This is a genomic window from Peribacillus sp. TE19612 (assembly GCF_056279465.1).
This window is the reverse complement of sequence record NZ_JBWCCL010000010.1, coordinates 22,033-43,082: the sequence shown is the minus strand read 5'-3', so window position 1 is coordinate 43,082 and position 21,050 is coordinate 22,033. Positions and strand designations below refer to the sequence as shown.

Sequence of the window (21,050 nt, the reverse complement as noted above, 5' to 3'; positions counted from 1 at the left end):
GTTCAATCAATGTTACTTATAGGGGGAAATAATGATGGCGAAAACAGTGATTATTAGCGGTGTGAGAACACCTTTTGGTAAATTCGGCGGTGGTCTTAGCAGTTTGACGGCATCACAACTTGGTGGAATAGCAATCAAAGAGGCACTTGTTCGGGCAGGGATTGAAGGAAGCCAAGTGGACGAGGTCATCATGGGGAATGTGCTTCAAGCAGGCCAAGGCCAAATACCGTCCCGCCAGGCAGCCCGTCATGCTGGATTACCTTGGGAAGTGAAAACGGAAACCATTAATAAAGTATGCGCATCAGGACTTCGCAGTGTCACATTGGCTGATCAGATCATTCGCTTAGGTGAAGAAGAAATCATTGTTGCCGGCGGAATGGAATCGATGAGCAATGCACCTTATATCCTTCCGAAAGCAAGGTGGGGCCTAAGGATGGGTGATGGGGAACTGAAGGATACGATGATATCGGATGGACTTAGCTGCAGTTTTACGGGCGTCCATATGGGGACTTACGGTAACAGTACAGCCGAGGATCTTGAAATCACCCGTGAGGAACAAGATAACTGGGCTTATGAGAGTCACCAAAAAGCGATAAAAGCAATCGATGGCGGAATTCTTGCAGAAGAAATCATTTCCGTACAGGTGCCGGTCCGTAAAGGCGAACCAATTACCATCGAACATGATGAAGCCCCAAGAAAAGATACATCTGCCGGAAAGTTGGCTAAACTAGGTCCAGCTTTCAATAATGAGGGGACCATTACGGCTGGTAATGCACCCGGTGTCAATGACGGGGCAGGTGCACTCGTATTGATGAGTGAGGAACGTGCTGAAAAAGAAGGGAAAACGCCTTTTGCCTATATTTTAGCTCATGCAGAAGTGGCAGTGGAAGCAAAGGACTTCCCTAAAACGCCAGGTCTGGTCATAAATGAACTTCTGAAGAAGACAGGTAAATCGATAGAGGAAATTGATTTATTTGAAGTGAATGAAGCATTTGCTGCGGTTGCATTGGCCAGCGGGAAAATTGCCAACATCGAGCCGGGAAAAGTGAATGTAAACGGAGGGGCTGTAGCATTAGGTCACCCAATCGGGGCAAGTGGTGCCCGCATCATCATTACGCTGATGCATGAACTGAAACGCCGCGGAGGGGGATTGGGCATCGCAGCGATCTGCAGTGGCGGCGGTCAGGGAGATGCCATTTTAATAGAAGTGCCTAAGCAAGGATAATAGTTTCATAGATTAATGAGGAGGGATATTCCCATGGGCATTCAAAAAGTGATGGTCATTGGTGCGGGACAGATGGGATCTGGCATTGCCCAGGTCTGTGCAATGAGCGGTTATGAAGTTCTTTTACACGATTTAAAAGATGAGTATGTAGAAAAGGGTTTAGGGACTATTGCCAAAAACCTATCGCGGCAGGTTGAAAAAGGGAAAATGGAATCCGAGGAGAAGGATGCAATCCTTTCCCGGCTTACTTCCTCAACGAATTTGAAAAATGCAGCTGCAGTAGATTTGGTGATTGAAGCGGCAGTGGAAAACATGGAAATAAAAACAAGAATATTCGCCGAGTTGGATGAAATCACGCCCCGGCACGTCATTCTTGCATCCAATACTTCTTCGCTACCGATTACCGAGATAGCCGCTGCCACGAAAAGGCCGGAAAAGGTAATTGGCATGCACTTTATGAACCCGGTTCCAGTCATGAAGCTGGTTGAGGTCATTCGCGGCCTCGCTACAGCGGATGAAGTTTATCAAGAGGTTGAAAAGATGGCTGAATCCTTGAATAAGGTACCGGTGGAAGTCAATGATTTCCCAGGTTTTGTAGCGAATCGGATTTTGATGCCGATGATCAATGAGGCCATCTATACACTTTATGAGGGCGTCGCTACTAAAGAAGCGATCGATGACGTAATGAAACTGGGCATGAACCATCCGATGGGCCCGCTTACGCTAGCTGACTTCATCGGCCTGGATACATGCTTGTATATAATGGAAACCCTTCACCAAGGACTGGGAGACGATAAATACCGACCGTGTCCGCTGTTAAGGAAATATGTAAAGGCTGGGTGGTTAGGCAAGAAATCAGGACGGGGCTTTTATGAATATAACTAATCATGGAAAGATGTGCAGCCAGGGAGGGATGAAGGATGGATTTCAAGTTTACCGAAGAACATGAAATGATGCGGAAAATGGTAAGCTCTTTTGCGGAGAATGAGATCACTCCTCATATCGAGGCAATGGAAACAGGCGTGTTTCCAAAAACGATTCTGCAAAAAATGGGTGAGCTTGGTTTGATGGGAATTCCGATTTCAGAAGAATACGGTGGCGCGGGTATGGACTTCATGTCTTATATCATTGCCATCAATGAGATTTCCAAAGTAAGTCCCACTCTCGGTGTCATACTGTCCGTTCATACATCTGTTGGCACAAATCCAATCGTTTATTTTGGAACGGAAGAGCAGAAGCGAAAGTATGTGCCTAAGTTAGCCGCTGGTAAAAATTTAGGGGCCTTTTGTTTGACTGAGCAAAGCTCAGGTTCCGATGCTGCGAGTTTGAAATCGAAGGCAGTGGCAGTAAAGGAAGGCGGACAATATCGAATAAATGGGTCCAAGGTTTTTATCACCAATGGCGGGGAAGCGGATGTGTTCATTGTTTTTGCTTCAACCGACCCTCAAAAGGGAAGCAAGGGAATCTCTGCTTTTGTCGTAGAAAAAGGGACGCCAGGTTTAATCATCGGAAAAGACGAACGTAAAATGGGCCTTCATGGCTCGAGCACCGTGCAGGTAACATTCGAGGATATGAAAGTCCCTGCAGCCAATCTCCTTGGCAAAGAAGGTGAAGGCTTTAAGATCGCCATGGCCAACTTGGATGCTGGAAGGATCGGGATTGCCGCTCAAGCGCTGGGAATTGCTGAGGGTGCCATGGAACATGCTGTCCGATATGCAAAAAGCAGGGAGCAATTCGGAAAACCCATTGCAGAACAGCAAGGGATTGGTTTCAAACTGGCCGAAATGGCAACGGGCATAGAAGCTTCAAGGCTACTCGTCTATCGGGCGGCATATTTACGCTCGCAGGGGTTGAATTGCGGTAAAGAGGCTGCAATGGCTAAGCTATTCGCTTCGAGGACGGCCGTTGAGGTGGCGATAGAAGCAGTCCAGGTGTTCGGAGGCTATGGATATACAACGGATTATCCGGTCGAACGATATTTCAGGGATGCGAAGGTAACTGAAATTTATGAGGGTACAAGCGAAATACAGAGAATGGTCATCAGTAAAAATCTATAATTACGAGATATTTAGGAGGCGCTGTCATGCAATTTAAACTAACGGAAGAACATGAAATGATCAGGAAAATGGTGCGCGACTTTGCCCAGAATGAAGTGGCTCCGACTGCTGCCGAGAGGGATGAAGAAGAACGATTCGACCGTGAAATCTTCGATAAAATGGCTGAACTTGGATTGACAGGGATTCCGTGGCCTGAGGAATACGGCGGAATTGGAAGTGATTACTTAGCGTATTGCATAGCGATTGAGGAACTTTCCCGCGTTTGCGCTTCTACTGGGGTGACATTATCAGCCCATACTTCACTCGCAGGATGGCCAATATATAAGTTTGGCACTGAAGAACAAAAACAAAAATACCTTCGCCCGATGGCACAGGGTGAAAAAATCGGTGCATATGGCCTGACTGAGCCTAGCTCAGGCTCAGACGCTGGCGGGATGAGAACGACTGCAAAGCTTGTGGGTGATGAATATGTTATCAGCGGTTCCAAAATCTTCATTACGAACGGCGGGATTGCGGATACATATGTCGTCTTTGCATTGACAGATCCTGAATCGAAGCAAAAAGGAACGAGTGCTTTTATCATTGAAAAGGACTTCCCGGGCTTCAGTGTTGGTAAAAAAGAGAAGAAGCTTGGAATCCGTTCATCACCGACTACGGAAATCATCTTTGATGAGTGCCGTGTTCCTAAAGAAAATCTCCTTGGAAAAGAAGGAGAAGGCTTTAAAATCGCGATGATGACGCTTGATGGCGGCCGTAATGGAATTGCAGCCCAGGCTGTAGGGATAGCCCAAGGTGCATTGGATGCCGCGGTTGATTATGCAAAAGAGCGCGTCCAATTCGGCAAGCCAATTTCTGCACAGCAAGGAATCGGTTTTAAATTGGCGGATATGGCAACGGGTGTTGAGGCTTCAAGGCTATTAACCTATCAGGCTGCCTGGTTGGAATCAGTGGGCCTTCCTTATGGGAAAGAGTCGGCCATGTCCAAACTCTTTGCTGGAGATACAGCAATGAAAGTGACGACGGAGGCCGTGCAGGTTTTCGGGGGCTATGGATATACAAAAGATTATCCAGTGGAGCGGTATATGCGCGATGCGAAAATAACCCAGATTTACGAAGGTACACAGGAAATTCAAAAGCTGGTCATCTCACGGATGGTTACTAAATAGGGTTGAAACTGCGGTTTTCCGATGAGGCTCTGCCTTTACCGGAATTCCCTTTTCAATTTCTTCAGAATATCTTTGATTATTGAATAAAGGGCTTTCAAAAGGAGTTTGGAAATGGAAAAAAGAGAGGTTCTTGCATCTGTAAAGGATGAGCGGCTGGTTGAAAAAAGGCGTACGCAAATGATTAAAGGAGCGGTAACCCTTTTTAAAGAAAAGGGATTTCATCGTACGACTACCAGGGAAATTGCCAAAGCTGCAGGCTTTAGCATCGGCACATTATACGAGTATATCCGGACCAAGGAAGATATTTTATATCTCGTTTGTGACTTTATTTATGATGAAGTCCAGGAAAAGCTTCAGAAGGAAATAGAACAGAGTGATGGGACACTTGAAAGCTTGAAGCTGACGATCGCCTATTTTTATAAAGTGATGGATGATATGCAGGACGAAGTGCTTGTCATGTATCAGGAAGTGAAGGCCCTGACGAAAGATGCTTTACCATATGTTCTGAATAAAGAGCTTCGGATGGTGGGCATGTTCGAAAAAGTGATAACGAAATGTGTTGAGAATGGGGAGCTATCATTAACGGAAAAACAAATAAGCCTTGTTTCACATAACATTTTCGTACAGGGACAGATGTGGAGTTTTAGAAGATGGGCTTTGCATAAACAGTACACGCTACAAGAGTATGTTGAACTGCAGACGCAATTATTGATTCAAAATGTATCGGGTTCCAAAGTGCACTGATATAAATAAGTTTCAATAAGGGGGAGCTAAATGAGTACAGTTGAGGTGTATAAACCGAAGAACCATATTAGATTCGTTACAGCTTCGAGTTTATTTGATGGACATGATGCATCCATCAATATAATGAGGAGAATCCTTCAGTCCAGCGGGGCGGAAGTTATTCACCTAGGTCATAATCGTTCGGTGGAAGAAATCGTGAATGCGGCCATCCAGGAAGATGTCCAAGGCATAGCCATGTCATCTTACCAAGGCGGACATGTGGAATATTTTAAATATATGTATGACCTGCTGATGGAAAAGGGAGCCGGGCACATTCGGATTTTTGCCGGCGGTGGCGGGGTCATCATCCCTAGGGAAATTAAAGAACTCCATGATTATGGAATTGCCCGTATCTTTTCGCCTGATGAAGGGAGGGAATATGGGCTTCAAGGAATGATAAACGTTTTGATGGAGGAGTGTGATTTCTCGACAGTCAAACCATCCTTACAGGAACGTTTTGATGAATTGATTGCCGGGGGAACGAATGCCATTGCCCAATTCATTACCTTTGCCGAAAATAGACTCGATGTTTCACAGGAATCAGCGGCAGCGGTGGAGAGTCTTTTTGAGCAGATCAAGACTTCCGAAAAGAAGGTTCCTGTTCTGGGAATCACGGGGACTGGCGGAGCTGGAAAAAGTTCATTGACTGATGAATTGATACGAAGGTTCATTAACGAAATTCCGGACGAGAGAGTCGCCATTCTATCTGTAGACCCGACCAAACAGAAAACGGGCGGTGCCCTTCTAGGTGACAGGATCAGAATGAACTCGATCTTTTCAGATCGTGTTTATATGCGGAGCCTAGCCACGCGCCATTCAAAAAGTGAGCTGTCTTTGGCGATAAAGGATGCCATTTCCGTCGTGAAGGCAGCAGGCTTCGATTTAATCATCGTTGAAACGAGCGGGATCGGTCAGGGTGATGCAGAAATTGCCGAAATATGCGATGTTTCCATGTATGTAATGACGAGTGAATTCGGTGCACCTTCGCAACTTGAAAAAATCGATATGATTGATTATGCAGACTTGATAGTCATTAACAAATACGAGCGCAAAGGTTCCGAGGATGCAAAAAACCAAGTTCAAAAGCAATACCAAAGAAGCCGTACGCTTTTTGATCAAGATCCATCTGAAATGCCAGTATACGGTACAATCGCTTCCCAATTCAATGACCCAGGCACCAATGCATTATTTGCTGCACTGATTGAAAAGCTTAATGAAAAATCAGGAACGGCTTGGAGTACGGCCTTTTCGAAAGAAGCGGATGTTTACAAACAAAATGTCATCATTCCCACTGACCGCCGGTATTATTTACGTGAAATCAGTGATACGGTCAGATCGTATCATAAGCGTGCCGCTGAACAAGTGCGTATTGCCCGGAGGCTTTTCCAGCTTGAAGGAGCCATTGATGCAGTTAAGGAACATGATAACGACGGCGATATGGTGGCTTCTTTAGAAAAACTGAAAAAGGAAACCGCTTCGAATTTATCACCTGAATCTAAAAAAATCCTTTCTGGATGGATGGATTTAAAAGAAAAGTATGCAGGAGAGCAGTTTGTAACGAAAGTCAGGGATAAAGAAATCGTCACAAAGCTGAAAACGAAAAGTTTATCAGGTTTAATGATCCCGAGAGTATCACTGCCGAAATATGTGGATTATGGAGAGATTTTGGGATGGGTATTCCGTGAGAACGTTCCGGGCTTCTTTCCTTACACAGCGGGAGTCTTTCCGTTCAAGCGTGAAGGGGAAGACCCGAAGCGGCAATTTGCCGGTGAAGGATCGCCCGACCGTACCAACAGGCGTTTTCATTATTTATCAAAGGATGATACTGCTAAACGGCTTAGCACGGCTTTCGACTCTGTAACTTTATATGGCGAGGACCCTGATCACCGGCCTGATATCTATGGAAAGGTAGGGGAAAGCGGAGTCAGCATCTGCACGTTGGATGACATGAAAAAGCTGTATGCAGGTTTTGATCTTTGCCACCCCTCAACCTCTGTATCCATGACCATCAATGGACCGGCACCAATCATTTTGGCCATGTATATGAATACGGCAGTCGATCAGCAGATTCAACGGAAAGAAGAAGAGCTAGGCCGTCCCCTTACAGATGCCGAAGCTGAAGAAGTGCAGGCTTATACGCTTCAGACGGTACGCGGTACTGTTCAGGCGGATATTCTGAAAGAGGACCAAGGCCAGAATACATGCATCTTCTCTACGGAATTTGCTTTAAGGTTAATGGGCGACATTCAAGCCTATTTCATCGATCGAAAAGTCAGGAACTATTACTCTGTATCCATTTCTGGCTATCACATTGCAGAAGCGGGTGCCAACCCAATTTCACAGCTGGCTTTTACATTAGCGAATGGCTTTACTTACATCGAATATTATTTAAGCCGAGGAATGAATATTGATGACTTTGCCCCGAATTTGTCATTCTTCTTCTCAAATGGGCTCGACCCGGAATATACGGTGATCGGGAGGGTGGCAAGAAGGATCTGGGCGACAGTCATGCGGGATAAATATGGTGCGAACGACCGCAGCCAGAAGCTCAAATATCATATACAGACTTCCGGGCGCTCGCTTCATGCCCAAGAAATTGATTTTAATGATATCAGAACGACACTTCAAGCTTTAATGGCACTGCAGGACAACTGTAATTCCCTGCATACTAATGCGTATGATGAAGCCATCACGACGCCTACTGAAGAATCCGTGCGCCGGGCAATGGCCATCCAAATGATCATTACCAAGGAGCATGGTCTCTCAAAAAATGAAAACCCGATGCAAGGTGCCTTCATCGTGGAGGAATTGACGGATCTGGTCGAAGAGGCCGTCTTGCAAGAGTTCGATCGCATCAATGACCGAGGCGGTGTGCTGGGTGCAATGGAGACGCAGTATCAGCGCGGGAAAATCCAGGATGAATCGATGCATTACGAAATGAAAAAGCATACGGGAGAATTGCCGATCATCGGTGTCAATACGTATTTGAATCCAAATCCTCCTTCCGAAGAAGCGGTGAACAGCATGGAAATTGCCCGTGCAACCAAGGAAGAAAAGGAAGGGCAAATCATAAATCTCCGGGCATTCCAGGAAAGAAATAAGGAGTTCACGGATGAAGCGTTAACTAAACTGAAATTGGCAGCCATGAATGGGGAAAATATCTTTGCTGAGCTCATGAACTGCGTGAGGGTGGCCAGTCTGGGTCAGATAACGAGGGCATTATATGATGTAGGCGGTCAATATCGAAGAAATATGTAAACGAAGAAGGGGGCTCCGAGCGTTTAGGGGCCCTTTTTTTTAATAATTCCCGACTTTTTTAACAAAATGAAGATTTTACCTTATAATTATTTGGAAAAGGGGCAAAAATGAAGAATCAGCCCTATTGGAGTTGAGAAAATGAACCTGAAAATGATTGGGTTGATCATAGGTTACATTCTTGCCATCATTTTTTTATTTGAGCTGTATGAGCATCAACTGGGTGCCATTTCTTTTTTTATCCTGACTGTTGTCTTTTTTACGGCAGCCTATCGTCAGAAATCGAAAAAGAAAAAAAGGAATGATCTTTAGCTTTTGGTTTCCTGTGAATGATAGACAATAAGGTAAATCTGTGAAAGTATCATATAGAACTAGCATAAACCCATTTAGATTGTTTATAATGGAGTATATGTCTAGCAGGAATTGTCGTTATTTTATCGAACTACTGTTTTAGATTATTTTTTTATGTGAAAAAACACGGAATTCAGTGTTTGAATAGAGAAGGGAAGTGCGGAATTTGAGTTTAAAACAATACTCAAAAGAGCAATTATTGGAAATGTCCTTAATAGAGATGGCATATGATTTGTTAGTTGAAAGAAATGAACCGATTCCATTTAAAGACTTAATTAGTGAATTAGCTTCGCTGCACCATTTATCCAAAGCGGAAGTGGAAAAGAAAATTGCCCAATTCTATACGGATTTAAATGTGGATGGCCGTTTCACTTCACTTGGAGACAACCGCTGGGGATTGAAAACATGGTACCCGGTTGACCAAATCGAAGAAGAAGTCGTACATGTTGTAAAACCTAAAAAGAAAAAGAAAGCCAAAAAGGCTGCTGTGGTCATCGATGATTTCGATGAACTTGAAGACGAAGACCTTGACTTTGAAGAGGATATCGATGATTTGGACGAGGATGAAGATGACGACGATGATGATATTCTAGGTTCTCCAGTCATCGACGAAGTGCTTTTGGATGATGACGTGGATGATGACGACGATCTGGAAGAAGAAATAATCGAAGATGATGCATTTGTCCTGGACGATGATGAGGACGAAGATGAAGACGAAGATGACTTGGATGACTTGAATGAAGAGGATGAGAAATAAATAATCGCCCTTGACTTTTTAAGGCGAAATTTGTAGAATCATTTTTGGGCTCCTTAAAAAAGGACACAATGATTAAATTATATCGCTCCCTTACTTTTTTGTAAGCGGAGCGTTTTTGTTTTTAATGATGGAATGAATAAATGACATCATTTTTTTATTTTTAAAAATGATTTCTCGTAGAATTGTAAAAACTATAGAGAACATATTTATGTTAACTGTCATTTAAGGAAATTTATTCTTGTTCATGTATCCTGCATGACTCTCACTAAAGACCTTTAAGTGATTAATGGTTTGTACTGGTTACGGTTTTTAGCTTTTAACCGCTCATGTGGCGGAAGATTTGATTCAGGTTCCGATCTAATGATGTGAAGAACTGAATTGGAACAAAACATTCTATTAGGAGGATATAAGATGACAAAATATATTTTTGTGACAGGTGGAGTAGTTTCTTCCTTGGGAAAAGGGATTACGGCCGCTTCTTTAGGAAGATTATTAAAAAATAGGGGATTGAATGTTACGATCCAGAAGTTTGACCCTTATATCAACTTGGATCCTGGTACGATGAGTCCATATCAACATGGTGAAGTGTTTGTAACGGATGATGGTGCTGAAACGGATTTGGATTTGGGGCACTATGAGCGTTTCATCGATATCAACCTTGGTAAACACAGCAATGTGACTACAGGCAGAATTTATTCAACCGTCCTGAGAAAAGAACGCCGCGGCGATTATCTAGGTGGAACGGTTCAAGTCATTCCCCATATCACGAATGAAATTAAAGAACGGGTTTTCCGTTCAGGCAATGAAACGAATGCCGACATAGTCATCACTGAAATTGGCGGTACTGTAGGGGATATCGAGTCTCTTCCATTCCTTGAAGCGATTCGCCAAATCAAGAGTGATATCGGCATCAATAATGTTATGTATATCCACTGTACATTGGTTCCTTACATCAAAGCTGCAGGTGAAATGAAAACAAAACCGACACAGCATAGTGTAAAAGAATTACGCAGTCTTGGCATTCAGCCAAATATCATCGTTGCACGTACAGAAAGCCCGATTTCACAAGATATGAAGGATAAAATCGCTTTATTCTGCGATATCGATAAAAATTCTGTTATCGAATGTCTTGATGCGGATACGCTTTACTCCATCCCTCTAGCACTTCAAGCACAAAATATGGACCAAATCGTTTGTGATCACTTGCAATTGGATTGTGGCGAAGCGGATATGGAAGATTGGAAGGAACTAGTCAAAAAGGTTACTTCTTTATCAAAGAAAACGAAAATCGCCTTAGTCGGAAAATATGTTGAATTGCAAGATGCTTATCTTTCTGTAGTGGAAGCACTTAAGCATGCTGGTTACGCATTTGATGCAGATGTTGAAATCGACTGGGTGAATTCCGAAGATGTAACTAAAGAAAATGTTGCAGAACTTCTTCAAGATGCAGATGGAATCCTTGTACCTGGAGGTTTTGGAGATCGTGGAATCGAAGGGAAAATTGCAGCGACTGAATTTGCCCGCACGACAAAAAAACCATTCTTCGGAATTTGCTTAGGCATGCAGTTGGCGTCCATTGAGTATGCACGCAACGTCCTGGGATTGCCAGAAGCACATTCAGCTGAAATTAAGGAGGATACTCCTGATCCAATCATCGATCTTCTTCCTGAGCAGAAGGATGTAGAAGATTTGGGCGGAACACTGCGTCTTGGTCTGTATCCATGTAAGCTTATCGAAGGTACTAAAGCATACGAAGCTTATAATGACGAGGTTGTTTATGAACGTCACCGTCACCGTTATGAATTCAATAACCACTACCGTCAAGCTATGGAAGAGGCAGGATTCGTGTTCTCCGGTACAAGTCCAGATGGCCGTCTAGTCGAAATCATTGAACTGAAAGATCATCCTTGGTTTGTGGCTTCCCAATTCCATCCGGAATTCACGTCACGTCCTAACCGTCCACAGCCGCTATTCCGCGACTTTGTCGGTATGTCATTAAAGAACGGCGAAAATCGTTAATTAACAAAAAAACAGCCCCTGTGGCTGTTTCAGACTGTAGGCAAACTTGAAGAAAATCGAGTTTGCCTACAGTTTTTTTTATGGTTTGTACTTTGGGAGGTTGATGGCCACTCCAAGCACCGCTTAGACGCGCTTTCCTGCATGAGTCCCGCACACCAGCTCCAATCAAATTTGTTTTAACATTTAGAGAGTGGTCAGTGGGTTCGGGAACATCATTTGATGAAAGATATATTTTTCCGAACCTTTTTTAGATGAATTCATCATTCTTCATCTTCATATTCTTTTATGATTTCTTCAAGAGTGAATTTAATTCCATGATAAGCGAAAAGAGCGGTAAGGAGGGTAGGGTACCCATATCGATTTCCGGTTTCATCGGGAATCAATCCCCGTTGGATGCGTAAATCAATATGTACGTCAGCCAACTCCAAAAGAGAATCTTCTTCGGAAGGGACGGATGTAGAAACCGCAACAAATGGGATATCTTTTTCCTTGAGTTGTTTTGCCAGCATCAATGCTTCTGAATCGTCCGAATGGCGGCTGAATATAAGAAATCGATCTTCCTTGGAAATTGTTTCACTTAAATCATAGCTTTTTGCCTTAGGAAAGGGTTCTTCCCCATTCAATGCCTCGGCAGTGACGCCCTCCATTTCACCAAAACCGTGAATGAACACAGAACCGTCCCCAACTACAGCCTGAGCCAGCAGGCGTCCGGCATCCTCCATTTCAAAGGCTTCATTTTCAATCATTTTTTTAAATAAACCGCTTATCTGTGTCGAGAAAATTTTTAACATGAACAGGGACTCCTTTAAAAAATAATATACTTATTATAAAGGACTTTCCTTTGCATTGACAGGTTTCAGGGTTTTTGGTTCAAAGGGCTGAATTAACTAAATCGGTCGAAAAAACAAAAAAATTAAAATTCCTTTTAGCCATACAGCAGGAATTTTGTTACAATTATCGAATATGAACATAGATATCATGAATGAATAAATGCGTTGCTCAAGTAATTTAACGCAATCTATGTAACTACCCTTTTTCGGGTAATAGGCCGAATAGGCTAATATATTTAATGGATGAATCGGGAAGGGGAGAGGTGATAAAATGCCAGGGAAAATATTGATTGTTGATGATCAATTCGGGATTCGTATTTTATTGAACGAGGTGTTACATAAAGAAGGGTATGAAACATTTCAAGCAGCTAATGGCATTCAAGCCTTGGAAGTGCTAAATAATCATTCACCCGATCTTGTATTGCTGGATATGAAGATTCCGGGAATGGATGGTATTGAGATCTTGAAAAGGATGAAAGTCGTCGATCCGGACATCCGGGTCATAATCATGACGGCATATGGTGAACTTGATATGATTCAAGAAGCAAAGGATTTAGGGGCAATGACACACTTTGCAAAGCCGTTTGATATTGATGATATTAGAAAAGCCGTTCGTGAATACTTGCCGATTCAATCGAGTTAACGGTCTTGAAAATTTAATATTATTGACGGGGAAATTGCCGCGGCTATCTTTTTTTAGATGGGCCGTGTTTTTTTGGAATAAAATTTGAGACATGGTACAGTTGTAATTGTTGCTGTTTTTTTGATGTATTGATATGCTAAAAGAGGAGAGATATTCTGATTTATAAAGCGTATGCTACTTTGGTTTTAGGGAATATCTAGAAAGAATTAACTTTAAAAATAAACATCCACTAGTAGGAGGAAATCAAATGCCTTTAGTTTCTATGAAAGATATGCTGAATAAAGCCCTTGATGAAAAATATGCAGTAGGTCAATTCAATATCAATAACCTTGAATGGACTCAAGCTATCCTAGCTGCTGCTGAACAAGAAAAATCTCCAGTCATCCTTGGTGTTTCCGAAGGTGCTGCCCGTCATATGGGTGGTTTTAAAACGACTGTCATGATGGTTCAAGGTTTGTTGGAAGACATGAAAATCACTGTTCCTGTGGCCATTCACCTTGACCATGGTTCAAGTTATGATAAATGTAAGGAAGCCATCGAAGCGGGATTCACTTCAGTAATGATCGATGCTTCACATCATCCAATTGAAGAAAATATCGAAACAACCAAGAAGGTTGTCGAATTCGCTCATGCACGGAATGTTTCGGTTGAAGCGGAAGTGGGCACGGTTGGCGGACAAGAAGATGATATAATCGCTGATGGAGTCGTATATGCAGACCCTCAAGAATGTGAACAGTTGGTTAAAGAAACGAATGTCGACTGTTTTGCTCCAGCTTTGGGATCCGTTCACGGACCATACAAAGGTGAACCTAACCTAGGCTATAAAGAAATGGAAGAAGTACGGGATTTAACGAACAAACCTCTTGTTCTTCATGGCGGTACAGGCATCCCTACGAAAGATATCCAAAAAGCGATTTCTCTTGGAACATCAAAAATCAATGTGAATACGGAAAATCAAATTGTGTTCACAAAAGCGGTTCGTGAAATCCTGAATAACGATTCTGAAGTGTACGATCCTCGTAAATACATGGTTCCTGGCCGTGAAGCTATCAAAGAAACGGTCATCGGCAAAATTCGTGAATTCGGTTCAAACGGCAAAGCATAATTTCAAAAGGGTTCCATCCCTTTTAATGTAAGGCAATATTCCCATTGGGGGGCTCCCCCCTAATGGTTTCTTTTAGATGCAGGCTTAATCCGATCTCTATTTTTCGAACAATTAGAATTCAATAGAGAAATAAAAAATCGATTACATATGGAGGATATTTTATGAAATTCTTTATAGATACAGCAAATATGGAAGAAATCAAACAAGCGCACGAACTTGGCGTACTAGCAGGTGTTACGACTAACCCATCACTTGTTGCCAGGGAAAAGGGAGTTTCTTTCCATGACCGGCTAAAAGAAATCACAAGCCTTGTTAAGGAATCCGTTTCTGCTGAAGTCATTGCGCTTGATTTTGAAGGAATGATGGCAGAAGCCAAGGAGCTTGTTGCGATTGCACCTAATATCACGATCAAAGTGCCAATGACTCCAGATGGCTTGAAGGCTGTTTCAGCACTTACAAAACAAGGTGTCAAAACAAATGTCACGCTTATTTTCAGTGCCAACCAAGCATTATTGGCAGCTAGGGCAGGAGCAACTTATGTATCGCCATTTTTAGGACGCTTGGACGATATCGGCCAAAATGGTTTGGATTTAATTTCGGATATTGCTGACATATTTGCAATCCATGATATCAATGCTGAGATCATTGCAGCTTCCATCCGCCATCCGATGCATATTACAGAAGCGGCTCTTAAAGGAGCACATATTGCAACGATCCCTTATAAAGTTTTAATGCAATTATTCCACCACCCATTAACGGATAAAGGGATTGAAGCTTTCTTGAACGATTGGAATTCACGTACAGAAGCATAATGCCTTGCCGCTAAGTCGCTATAGATTGCACTGTTTTAATAAAATTAACATAAATTAGAAATTTTTATCTTTTTTTTACATGAATTTTCTACTTTTGTGTAAACTAAAGAACTAGATAGTAAATGTTGTCGGATTATGCAATTTTCTTGTGGTAAAATATTACTTTTTGGAAGTAGCTTCTAAGTGCTTAGCGTGGAAGGGAGTATATTATGGAAAAACTTAAAATTGCCGGTGGCTATCCTCTAAAGGGAAGCATTCGTGTCAGCGGAGCAAAAAATAGTGCGGTTGCCCTTATTCCGGCAACAATTTTAGCGGACTCTCCCGTAACGATTGAAGGCCTGCCGGATATCTCGGATGTACAGATGCTGAAAGAGTTAATGGAGGAAATCGGCGGTGAGGTGTCCTTTGATGAAGGGCAGATGACAGTCAACCCCAGCAGGATGATTTCAATGCCACTTCCGAATGGCAGGGTCAAGAAGTTACGTGCTTCGTATTATTTAATGGGGGCAATGCTTGGTAAATTCAAAAAGGCAGTGATCGGCTTGCCTGGAGGCTGCCATTTGGGACCCCGTCCGATAGATCAGCATATTAAGGGGTTCGAAGCACTTGGCGCACAAGTGACGAATGAACAAGGAGCCATTTACCTTAGGGCGGACGAGCTCCGGGGAGCACGCATATATTTGGATGTCGTTAGTGTAGGGGCAACGATCAACATCATGCTTGCCGCCGTTTTGGCCAAAGGCCGCACTGTGATTGAAAACGCTGCGAAAGAACCGGAAATCATCGATGTCGCCACATTGTTGACCAATATGGGAGCAAAAATTAAAGGTGCTGGAACGGATATCATTCGTATTGATGGTGTGGAAAGTTTGCATGGTTGCAAGCATACGATCATACCGGATCGGATTGAAGCCGGTACTTTCATGATTTTAGCCGCTGCTGTCGGTGAAGGGATTCTGATCGATAATGTCATTCCCCAGCATTTGGAGTCATTGACTGCCAAATTGAGGGAAATGGGGATTAATATTGAAGCGGGTGATGACCAGATATTTGTCTCGCCGGGAGAAAATTATAAATCCGTTGATATCAAGACGTTGGTTTACCCTGGATTCCCAACAGATCTTCAGCAACCTTTCACTTCCCTTTTAACAAAAGCAAGCGGTTCTAGCATGGTGACCGATACGATATACGGGGCACGATTTAAGCATATTGATGAACTGCGACGCATGAATGCGAAGATCAAAGTCGAGGGCAGAGCAGGCATCGTCGATGGTCCTGTCCAACTTCATGGGGCAAAAGTGAAGGCAAGCGATTTACGTGCCGGAGCAGCTCTGGTAATTGCCGGTTTAATGGCTGAAGGGATTACAGAAGTGACCGGGCTTGAACATATAGATCGCGGATATAGCCATCTTGTTGAAAAACTTTCAGGTTTGGGAGCGACGATTTGGCGTGAAGAAATGACGCAAGAAGAAGTGGAGCAGCTTAAAAGCTGATCCCTTTTCTTGTTACCTCATTGTGTTACTATATATGATATAATGTGTTATACTAATATATAAATAAATCATGCTAGTGTACATGAGGGGGAACCGGAAATGGAAAGAAGTTTATCGATGGAGCTAGTCCGCGTAACAGAGGCGGCGGCCCTAAATTCAGCTCGTTGGATGGGAAGAGGAAAGAAAGACGAAGCGGATGATGCAGCAACAACTGCGATGCGGGATGTTTTCAATACCATTCCCATGCAAGGAACGGTTGTAATCGGTGAAGGGGAAATGGATGAGGCGCCAATGCTTTATATTGGCGAAAAACTTGGCACTGGTCTTGGGCCACTAGTGGATGTTGCGGTTGATCCATTAGAAGGAACGAACATCGTTGCATCTGGCGGCTGGAATGCATTGGCTGTATTGGCGATAGCCGATAAGGGGAACTTGCTTCATGCCCCGGATATGTATATGGATAAAATAGCTGTCGGACCCGAGGCGGTTGGTCAGATTGATATCAATGCTTCCGTGTTGGACAACCTGAAAGCGGTAGCCAAGGCAAAAAATAAAGATATCCAAGACGTGGTTGCGACAGTATTGAACCGCGATCGTCATTCGAAGATCATTCATGAACTTCGTGAGGCAGGGGCACGTATCAAGTTGATCAACGATGGAGATGTCGCAGGAGCGATAAATACGGCCTTCGATCTTACCGGTGTTGACATCTTATTCGGATCTGGCGGAGCTCCAGAGGGAGTCATTGCAGCCGTTGCCTTGAAATGCCTTGGAGGGGAAATTCAAGGTAAGCTCGTTCCTCATACTGATGAAGAAGTGGAACGCTGCGGGAAAATGGGCCTTGAATTAGGAAAAGTCCTCAGAATGGAAGATCTTGTTCGTGGAGATGACGCAATTTTTGCTGCAACAGGTGTGACTGACGGAGAACTTTTACGCGGTGTACAATTTAAAGGGCATTACGGCGAAACGCAATCCGTAGTCATGCGTGCTAAATCTGGTACCGTTCGATTCATTGATGGGCGTCACAGTCTTAAGATTAAACCGAATGGTTTGATTGACTGATAGCGTTTTTTAGAAAAATCACTTTTAAAAAGCGAGCGGTTTCATCGCTCGCTTTCTCTTTAAAAAAATTTAAGTTGAATAATTAAAATAAAAAAAGTAAAATAAAGCTTGGTCTACTATTAATAATTTAAAATCTGCCCTTTCACTCCAAACTTCAAGAAGCCTTCAAATAATTTTCTTCTTTACATGTAAAAATGTATCATCCTTTCTAAGAAAACTCTGGTCGGGTACATGGATTGCGGTTTTTCTTCCATCTAACAAACCAATTCTTTTTCAGTATGGGTGAAAACGTTTAATTAATAAAAGTGTGGTGTCATAATGAATTTAACTATTTCTAATTTAGAAAACATGAAACTTAAGGATCTCTATGAGCACGCTCGTGAATATAAAGTTTCCTATTACAGCAAACTTTCCAAAAAGGAACTTATTTTCGCTATCCTGAAAGCGCAAGCTGAGCAGGATGGTCTCCTATTCATGGAGGGCGTTTTAGAGATCATCCCTTCCGAGGGCTTCGGTTTCCTGCGTCCAATTAATTATTCTCCAAGCTCGGAGGATATTTATATTTCGGCTTCACAGATCCGCAGATTCGATTTGCGAAATGGAGATAAAGTGTCCGGTAAGGTAAGGCCTCCAAAAGAAAACGAGCGCTATTATGGATTGCTGCATGTTGAAGCGGTCAATGGCGATAATCCGGAATCAGCTAAAGAGCGTGTCCACTTTCCAGGTTTAACACCGCTGTATCCTAACAGGCAAATTAAACTGGAAACGACACCGAAGAACTTATCGACCAGGATTATGGATGTCCTGGCACCGGTCGGTTTCGGACAGCGTGGTCTGATTGTTGCACCGCCAAAAGCCGGTAAAACGATGCTCATCAAGGAAATTGCCAATGCGATAACCACAAACCATCCCGAATCGGAATTGATTGTGCTGTTGATCGATGAACGCCCGGAAGAAGTGACAGACATTGAACGTTCCGTCGCAGGAGACGTGGTAAGTTCAACTTTCGATGAAGTGCCGGAAAACCATATCAAGGTGGCTGAGCTGGTGTTAGAACGAGCCATGCGACTTGTGGAGCATAAACGGGATGTCATCATTTTAATGGACAGCATCACTCGCCTAGCCCGTGCTTACAACCTTGTCATTCCGCCGAGCGGGCGTACACTATCAGGGGGGATTGACCCTGCTGCATTCCATCGTCCGAAACGCTTTTTCGGTGCGGCGAGGAATATCGAGGAAGGCGGCAGCCTGACGATCCTTGCTACAGCCTTGGTAGATACTGGTTCAAGAATGGACGATGTCATTTATGAAGAATTTAAAGGTACGGGCAATATGGAGCTGCATCTAGATCGTGCCCTTGCCGAAAGACGGATCTTCCCGGCAATCGATATTCGTCGCTCAGGTACACGTAAAGAAGAATTGCTAATTCCGAAAGATCGCCTGGATAAACTATGGGCCATTAGGAAAACGATGTCTGATTCGCCTGATTTCTCGGAGAAATTCCTTCGCCGTCTAAAACAGACAAAAGGCAATGAAGAATTTTTCAGTAAGCTGGATGAAGAGATGTCAGAAATGAAAAAGGGTCCAGCGAGCGTAAAACGTTCTTAAACCCTGTAAGAAACAAACAGTTGCACAACTAGTTTTAAGTTGTTATAATGAGTTCATGTGTTTTTACAATAAATGTGAGGGTGCTTTTCCCTCAACTTGAAGTATATAACTCTGTTTCGAATGATTCAGGGCATAAGGAGCTGAAAAGAATGAAAACTGGAATTCATCCAAATTATAAGCTTTCAAAAGTAATTTGCTCTTGCGGAAACACTTTTGAAACTGGTTCAGTTAAAGAAGAGATCAAAGTTGAGACTTGTTCAGAGTGCCATCCATTCTATACTGGTCGTCAAAAATTCGCTGAAGCTGGCGGACGTGTTGATCGTTTCAACAAAAAATACGGTATTAAATAAGCCGGACTTTTTAAAAAACAGGCAAGTATTTTTCTTGCCTGTTTTTTCTTTTCCATAAACAAGTAAGAATTTATACAAAGCCAGGTCGACTTCAATTATGGCCAATGGATCGACAGGTGGAAGGGAGTAGCTGTTTCCATGTATGTAATGAAACAAACAGGCTGGATCGAGCTTATTTGCGGAAGCATGTTTTCAGGTAAATCTGAAGAATTGATTAAACGAGTCAGCCGTGCTCAATTTGCTAAAGAGCAGATAGCTGTATTTAAACCAGCTATTGATAATCGCTATGCGGAAGAGGCTGTCGTATCACACAATGGCTCTTCTGTGATGGCAAAACCGATTGCCCATTCAACGGATATTTTTAAGTATTTGGACAAGCCCCTGGATATCATTGCAATAGATGAAGTGCAATTTTTTGATCATGAAATTATCGGGGTTGCCCAGCATCTTGCGGACAGCGGTTATCGAGTGATTATGGCTGGACTCGATCAAGATTTCAGAGGTGAACCATTCGGTCCTATGCCTGTTCTATTATCGCTTGCAGAAGCGGTGACTAAGCTGCAGGCAGTGTGTGAAGTATGCGGATCACCTGCGAGCAGGACACAGCGCTTGATAGATGGGGAGCCGGCCTCCTATGATGAGCCGATCATCCTTGTGGGTGCATCGGAATCGTACGAGCCCCGCTGCCGCCATCATCACGAAGTTCCAGGTAAGCAGGCTGTTGGGATTAAAGAACATATTTGAATGATGGTGCCCTATGATCCAATGAGATCACAGGGTGCTTTTTTTATGCGGAAAAGTGGAAAAGACTATCGAGTTATTAGGTGGCCTGACCAATACATGGAAGGGAAATAAAAGATAAATATTGCCCCATTTTGGGTAGGCTAACGAGGAAATGTTCTTCTTAACCAGTCAAAATGGAGGGAAAAAATATGAAATCAAAACTGCTTATTATGACGGCCTTTTTGCTTGCTGCACTAACGGCATGCGGTCAAAATGACAATGCAATAAATAATGATTCGGAATATGGAGATCAATCCCGGGATGGCAGGGTTGGCAATGGTTTAAATCAAGTATCCAATAATGATTGGGATAATGAAGCGGAACGACCATCAGATCAGGTCCTCAACACACCGCATCATACATCCAATAATTCTCCATCCATGGGGCAGCAAATTGATGAAATCCGCGGGGTGATCGAATCGGAAACTGATTATGAGGCCGGTTCCGTTTGGTTTAATGGAAATACCATACACGTTACGGTCCATGATAAAGGCAAAATCAAGACCGAAAAAGAAAGAAATAAGGAAATGCAGCGAATACAAGGCATGATAAACAGGGTTGTGCCTCAATATAATGTAGATGTCGAATTAAACAAGTAACGGCACGACATTTTTGAATCTCTTTGACGTTGATTATTCACCTATACTATAATTAACCTAGAAGTGAACTGAGCTGGGGCACTGAGCTACTTATTTATAGTAATAAAAGATGGATTACTTCCAATTCGTTTCAGATGTTTTGGAAAATTTAT

19 protein-coding genes are annotated in these 21,050 nt (G+C 43.0%); 18 read left to right on the top strand and 1 reads right to left on the bottom strand.

Translation table 11 applies throughout. The features are described from left to right. Positions 1-34: 34 nt before the first annotated feature. The 9 genes from ACZ9AO_RS17875 to ACZ9AO_RS17835 all read left to right on the top strand — a co-directional run bounded on the left by ACZ9AO_RS17875 (position 35) and on the right by ACZ9AO_RS17835 (position 11,613). Positions 35-1,225, top strand: a complete 1,191-nt coding sequence (locus ACZ9AO_RS17875; protein WP_063574642.1) for an acetyl-CoA C-acetyltransferase — start codon at positions 35-37, stop codon at positions 1,223-1,225. A 33-nt stretch (positions 1,226-1,258) separates the two neighbouring features. Next, the gene (locus ACZ9AO_RS17870; protein WP_048683542.1) at positions 1,259-2,110 is read left to right on the top strand and encodes a 3-hydroxybutyryl-CoA dehydrogenase; all 852 of its coding nucleotides are present in this window, start codon (positions 1,259-1,261) and stop codon (positions 2,108-2,110) included. 35 nt (positions 2,111-2,145) lie between these two features. After that, entirely contained in the window at positions 2,146-3,282 is a 1,137-nt protein-coding gene (locus tag ACZ9AO_RS17865; protein ID WP_251541615.1) for an acyl-CoA dehydrogenase, read from the top strand. Positions 3,283-3,308: 26 nt separating this feature from the next. Beyond that, positions 3,309-4,448 (top strand): acyl-CoA dehydrogenase, encoded by a 1,140-nt coding sequence (locus ACZ9AO_RS17860; RefSeq protein ID WP_048683536.1) that lies wholly within the window; start codon positions 3,309-3,311, stop codon positions 4,446-4,448. Positions 4,449-4,559: 111 nt separating this feature from the next. Beyond that, positions 4,560-5,192: a TetR/AcrR family transcriptional regulator gene (locus ACZ9AO_RS17855; RefSeq protein ID WP_034315867.1), complete on the top strand. Its 633-nt coding sequence runs from the start codon at positions 4,560-4,562 to the stop codon at positions 5,190-5,192. A gap of 30 nt (positions 5,193-5,222) precedes the next feature. Next, positions 5,223-8,489, top strand: coding sequence for a fused isobutyryl-CoA mutase/GTPase IcmF (gene icmF / locus ACZ9AO_RS17850; RefSeq protein WP_323596375.1), 3,267 nt, complete (start codon positions 5,223-5,225; stop codon positions 8,487-8,489). Positions 8,490-8,627: 138 nt separating this feature from the next. Then, on the top strand, positions 8,628-8,798 hold the full coding sequence (locus ACZ9AO_RS17845; protein ID WP_156319604.1) for a hypothetical protein: 171 nt from the start codon (positions 8,628-8,630) through the stop codon (positions 8,796-8,798). Between the two features lie 205 nt (positions 8,799-9,003). After that, entirely contained in the window at positions 9,004-9,594 is a 591-nt protein-coding gene (gene rpoE, locus ACZ9AO_RS17840; protein ID WP_476109639.1) for a DNA-directed RNA polymerase subunit delta, read from the top strand. A 411-nt stretch (positions 9,595-10,005) separates the two neighbouring features. Continuing rightward, positions 10,006-11,613, top strand: a complete 1,608-nt coding sequence (locus ACZ9AO_RS17835; protein ID WP_048683527.1) for a CTP synthase — start codon at positions 10,006-10,008, stop codon at positions 11,611-11,613. A gap of 260 nt (positions 11,614-11,873) precedes the next feature. On the opposite strand, the gene ACZ9AO_RS17830 is transcribed toward ACZ9AO_RS17835, so the two are convergent. Next, entirely contained in the window at positions 11,874-12,404 is a 531-nt protein-coding gene (locus tag ACZ9AO_RS17830) for a DUF2529 domain-containing protein (RefSeq protein ID WP_251541611.1), read from the bottom strand. A gap of 310 nt (positions 12,405-12,714) precedes the next feature. Here ACZ9AO_RS17830 and ACZ9AO_RS17825 point away from each other — a divergent pair, with 310 nt between their 5' ends. The 9 genes from ACZ9AO_RS17825 (at position 12,715) to ACZ9AO_RS17785 (ending at position 20,898) form a co-directional block, all read left to right on the top strand. After that, on the top strand, positions 12,715-13,086 hold the full coding sequence (locus tag ACZ9AO_RS17825) for a response regulator (RefSeq protein WP_034315860.1): 372 nt from the start codon (positions 12,715-12,717) through the stop codon (positions 13,084-13,086). A 247-nt stretch (positions 13,087-13,333) separates the two neighbouring features. Then, the gene (locus ACZ9AO_RS17820; protein WP_048683519.1) at positions 13,334-14,191 is read left to right on the top strand and encodes a class II fructose-bisphosphate aldolase; all 858 of its coding nucleotides are present in this window, start codon (positions 13,334-13,336) and stop codon (positions 14,189-14,191) included. 161 nt (positions 14,192-14,352) lie between these two features. Continuing rightward, entirely contained in the window at positions 14,353-15,003 is a 651-nt protein-coding gene (fsa, locus tag ACZ9AO_RS17815; protein WP_034315855.1) for a fructose-6-phosphate aldolase, read from the top strand. 209 nt (positions 15,004-15,212) lie between these two features. Next, positions 15,213-16,496: a UDP-N-acetylglucosamine 1-carboxyvinyltransferase gene (locus ACZ9AO_RS17810; protein WP_034315853.1), complete on the top strand. Its 1,284-nt coding sequence runs from the start codon at positions 15,213-15,215 to the stop codon at positions 16,494-16,496. A gap of 99 nt (positions 16,497-16,595) precedes the next feature. After that, on the top strand, positions 16,596-17,558 hold the full coding sequence (gene glpX, locus ACZ9AO_RS17805) for a class II fructose-bisphosphatase (protein WP_034315852.1): 963 nt from the start codon (positions 16,596-16,598) through the stop codon (positions 17,556-17,558). A 318-nt stretch (positions 17,559-17,876) separates the two neighbouring features. Next, a complete protein-coding gene (gene rho, locus ACZ9AO_RS17800) occupies positions 17,877-19,166 on the top strand; it encodes a transcription termination factor Rho (RefSeq protein WP_034315849.1) in 1,290 nt (429 codons plus the stop codon). Between the two features lie 149 nt (positions 19,167-19,315). Continuing rightward, the gene (gene rpmE / locus ACZ9AO_RS17795) at positions 19,316-19,516 is read left to right on the top strand and encodes a 50S ribosomal protein L31 (protein WP_034315847.1); all 201 of its coding nucleotides are present in this window, start codon (positions 19,316-19,318) and stop codon (positions 19,514-19,516) included. Positions 19,517-19,654: 138 nt separating this feature from the next. Further along, positions 19,655-20,260: a thymidine kinase gene (locus ACZ9AO_RS17790; protein ID WP_251541609.1), complete on the top strand. Its 606-nt coding sequence runs from the start codon at positions 19,655-19,657 to the stop codon at positions 20,258-20,260. A 188-nt stretch (positions 20,261-20,448) separates the two neighbouring features. Then, the gene (locus ACZ9AO_RS17785) at positions 20,449-20,898 is read left to right on the top strand and encodes a hypothetical protein (protein ID WP_251541608.1); all 450 of its coding nucleotides are present in this window, start codon (positions 20,449-20,451) and stop codon (positions 20,896-20,898) included. The last annotated feature ends 152 nt before the right edge of the window (positions 20,899-21,050 follow it).

What these genes read in the sequence shown, in the direction of transcription:
- ACZ9AO_RS17875 (WP_063574642.1), top strand. Translation starts at nt 35, where the DNA reads ATGGCGAAAACAGTGATTATTAGCGGTGTGAGAACACCTTTTGGTAAA.
- ACZ9AO_RS17870 (WP_048683542.1), top strand. Translation starts at nt 1,259, where the DNA reads ATGGGCATTCAAAAAGTGATGGTCATTGGTGCGGGACAGATGGGATCT.
- ACZ9AO_RS17865 (WP_251541615.1), top strand. Translation starts at nt 2,146, where the DNA reads ATGGATTTCAAGTTTACCGAAGAACATGAAATGATGCGGAAAATGGTA.
- ACZ9AO_RS17860 (WP_048683536.1), top strand. Translation starts at nt 3,309, where the DNA reads ATGCAATTTAAACTAACGGAAGAACATGAAATGATCAGGAAAATGGTG.
- ACZ9AO_RS17855 (WP_034315867.1), top strand. Translation starts at nt 4,560, where the DNA reads ATGGAAAAAAGAGAGGTTCTTGCATCTGTAAAGGATGAGCGGCTGGTT.
- icmF (WP_323596375.1), top strand. Translation starts at nt 5,223, where the DNA reads ATGAGTACAGTTGAGGTGTATAAACCGAAGAACCATATTAGATTCGTT.
- ACZ9AO_RS17845 (WP_156319604.1), top strand. Translation starts at nt 8,628, where the DNA reads ATGAACCTGAAAATGATTGGGTTGATCATAGGTTACATTCTTGCCATC.
- ACZ9AO_RS17835 (WP_048683527.1), top strand. Translation starts at nt 10,006, where the DNA reads ATGACAAAATATATTTTTGTGACAGGTGGAGTAGTTTCTTCCTTGGGA.
- ACZ9AO_RS17830 (WP_251541611.1), bottom strand. Translation starts at nt 12,404, where the DNA reads ATGTTAAAAATTTTCTCGACACAGATAAGCGGTTTATTTAAAAAAATG.
- ACZ9AO_RS17825 (WP_034315860.1), top strand. Translation starts at nt 12,715, where the DNA reads ATGCCAGGGAAAATATTGATTGTTGATGATCAATTCGGGATTCGTATT.
- ACZ9AO_RS17820 (WP_048683519.1), top strand. Translation starts at nt 13,334, where the DNA reads ATGCCTTTAGTTTCTATGAAAGATATGCTGAATAAAGCCCTTGATGAA.
- fsa (WP_034315855.1), top strand. Translation starts at nt 14,353, where the DNA reads ATGAAATTCTTTATAGATACAGCAAATATGGAAGAAATCAAACAAGCG.
- ACZ9AO_RS17810 (WP_034315853.1), top strand. Translation starts at nt 15,213, where the DNA reads ATGGAAAAACTTAAAATTGCCGGTGGCTATCCTCTAAAGGGAAGCATT.
- glpX (WP_034315852.1), top strand. Translation starts at nt 16,596, where the DNA reads ATGGAAAGAAGTTTATCGATGGAGCTAGTCCGCGTAACAGAGGCGGCG.
- rho (WP_034315849.1), top strand. Translation starts at nt 17,877, where the DNA reads ATGAATTTAACTATTTCTAATTTAGAAAACATGAAACTTAAGGATCTC.
- rpmE (WP_034315847.1), top strand. Translation starts at nt 19,316, where the DNA reads ATGAAAACTGGAATTCATCCAAATTATAAGCTTTCAAAAGTAATTTGC.
- ACZ9AO_RS17790 (WP_251541609.1), top strand. Translation starts at nt 19,655, where the DNA reads ATGTATGTAATGAAACAAACAGGCTGGATCGAGCTTATTTGCGGAAGC.
- ACZ9AO_RS17785 (WP_251541608.1), top strand. Translation starts at nt 20,449, where the DNA reads ATGAAATCAAAACTGCTTATTATGACGGCCTTTTTGCTTGCTGCACTA.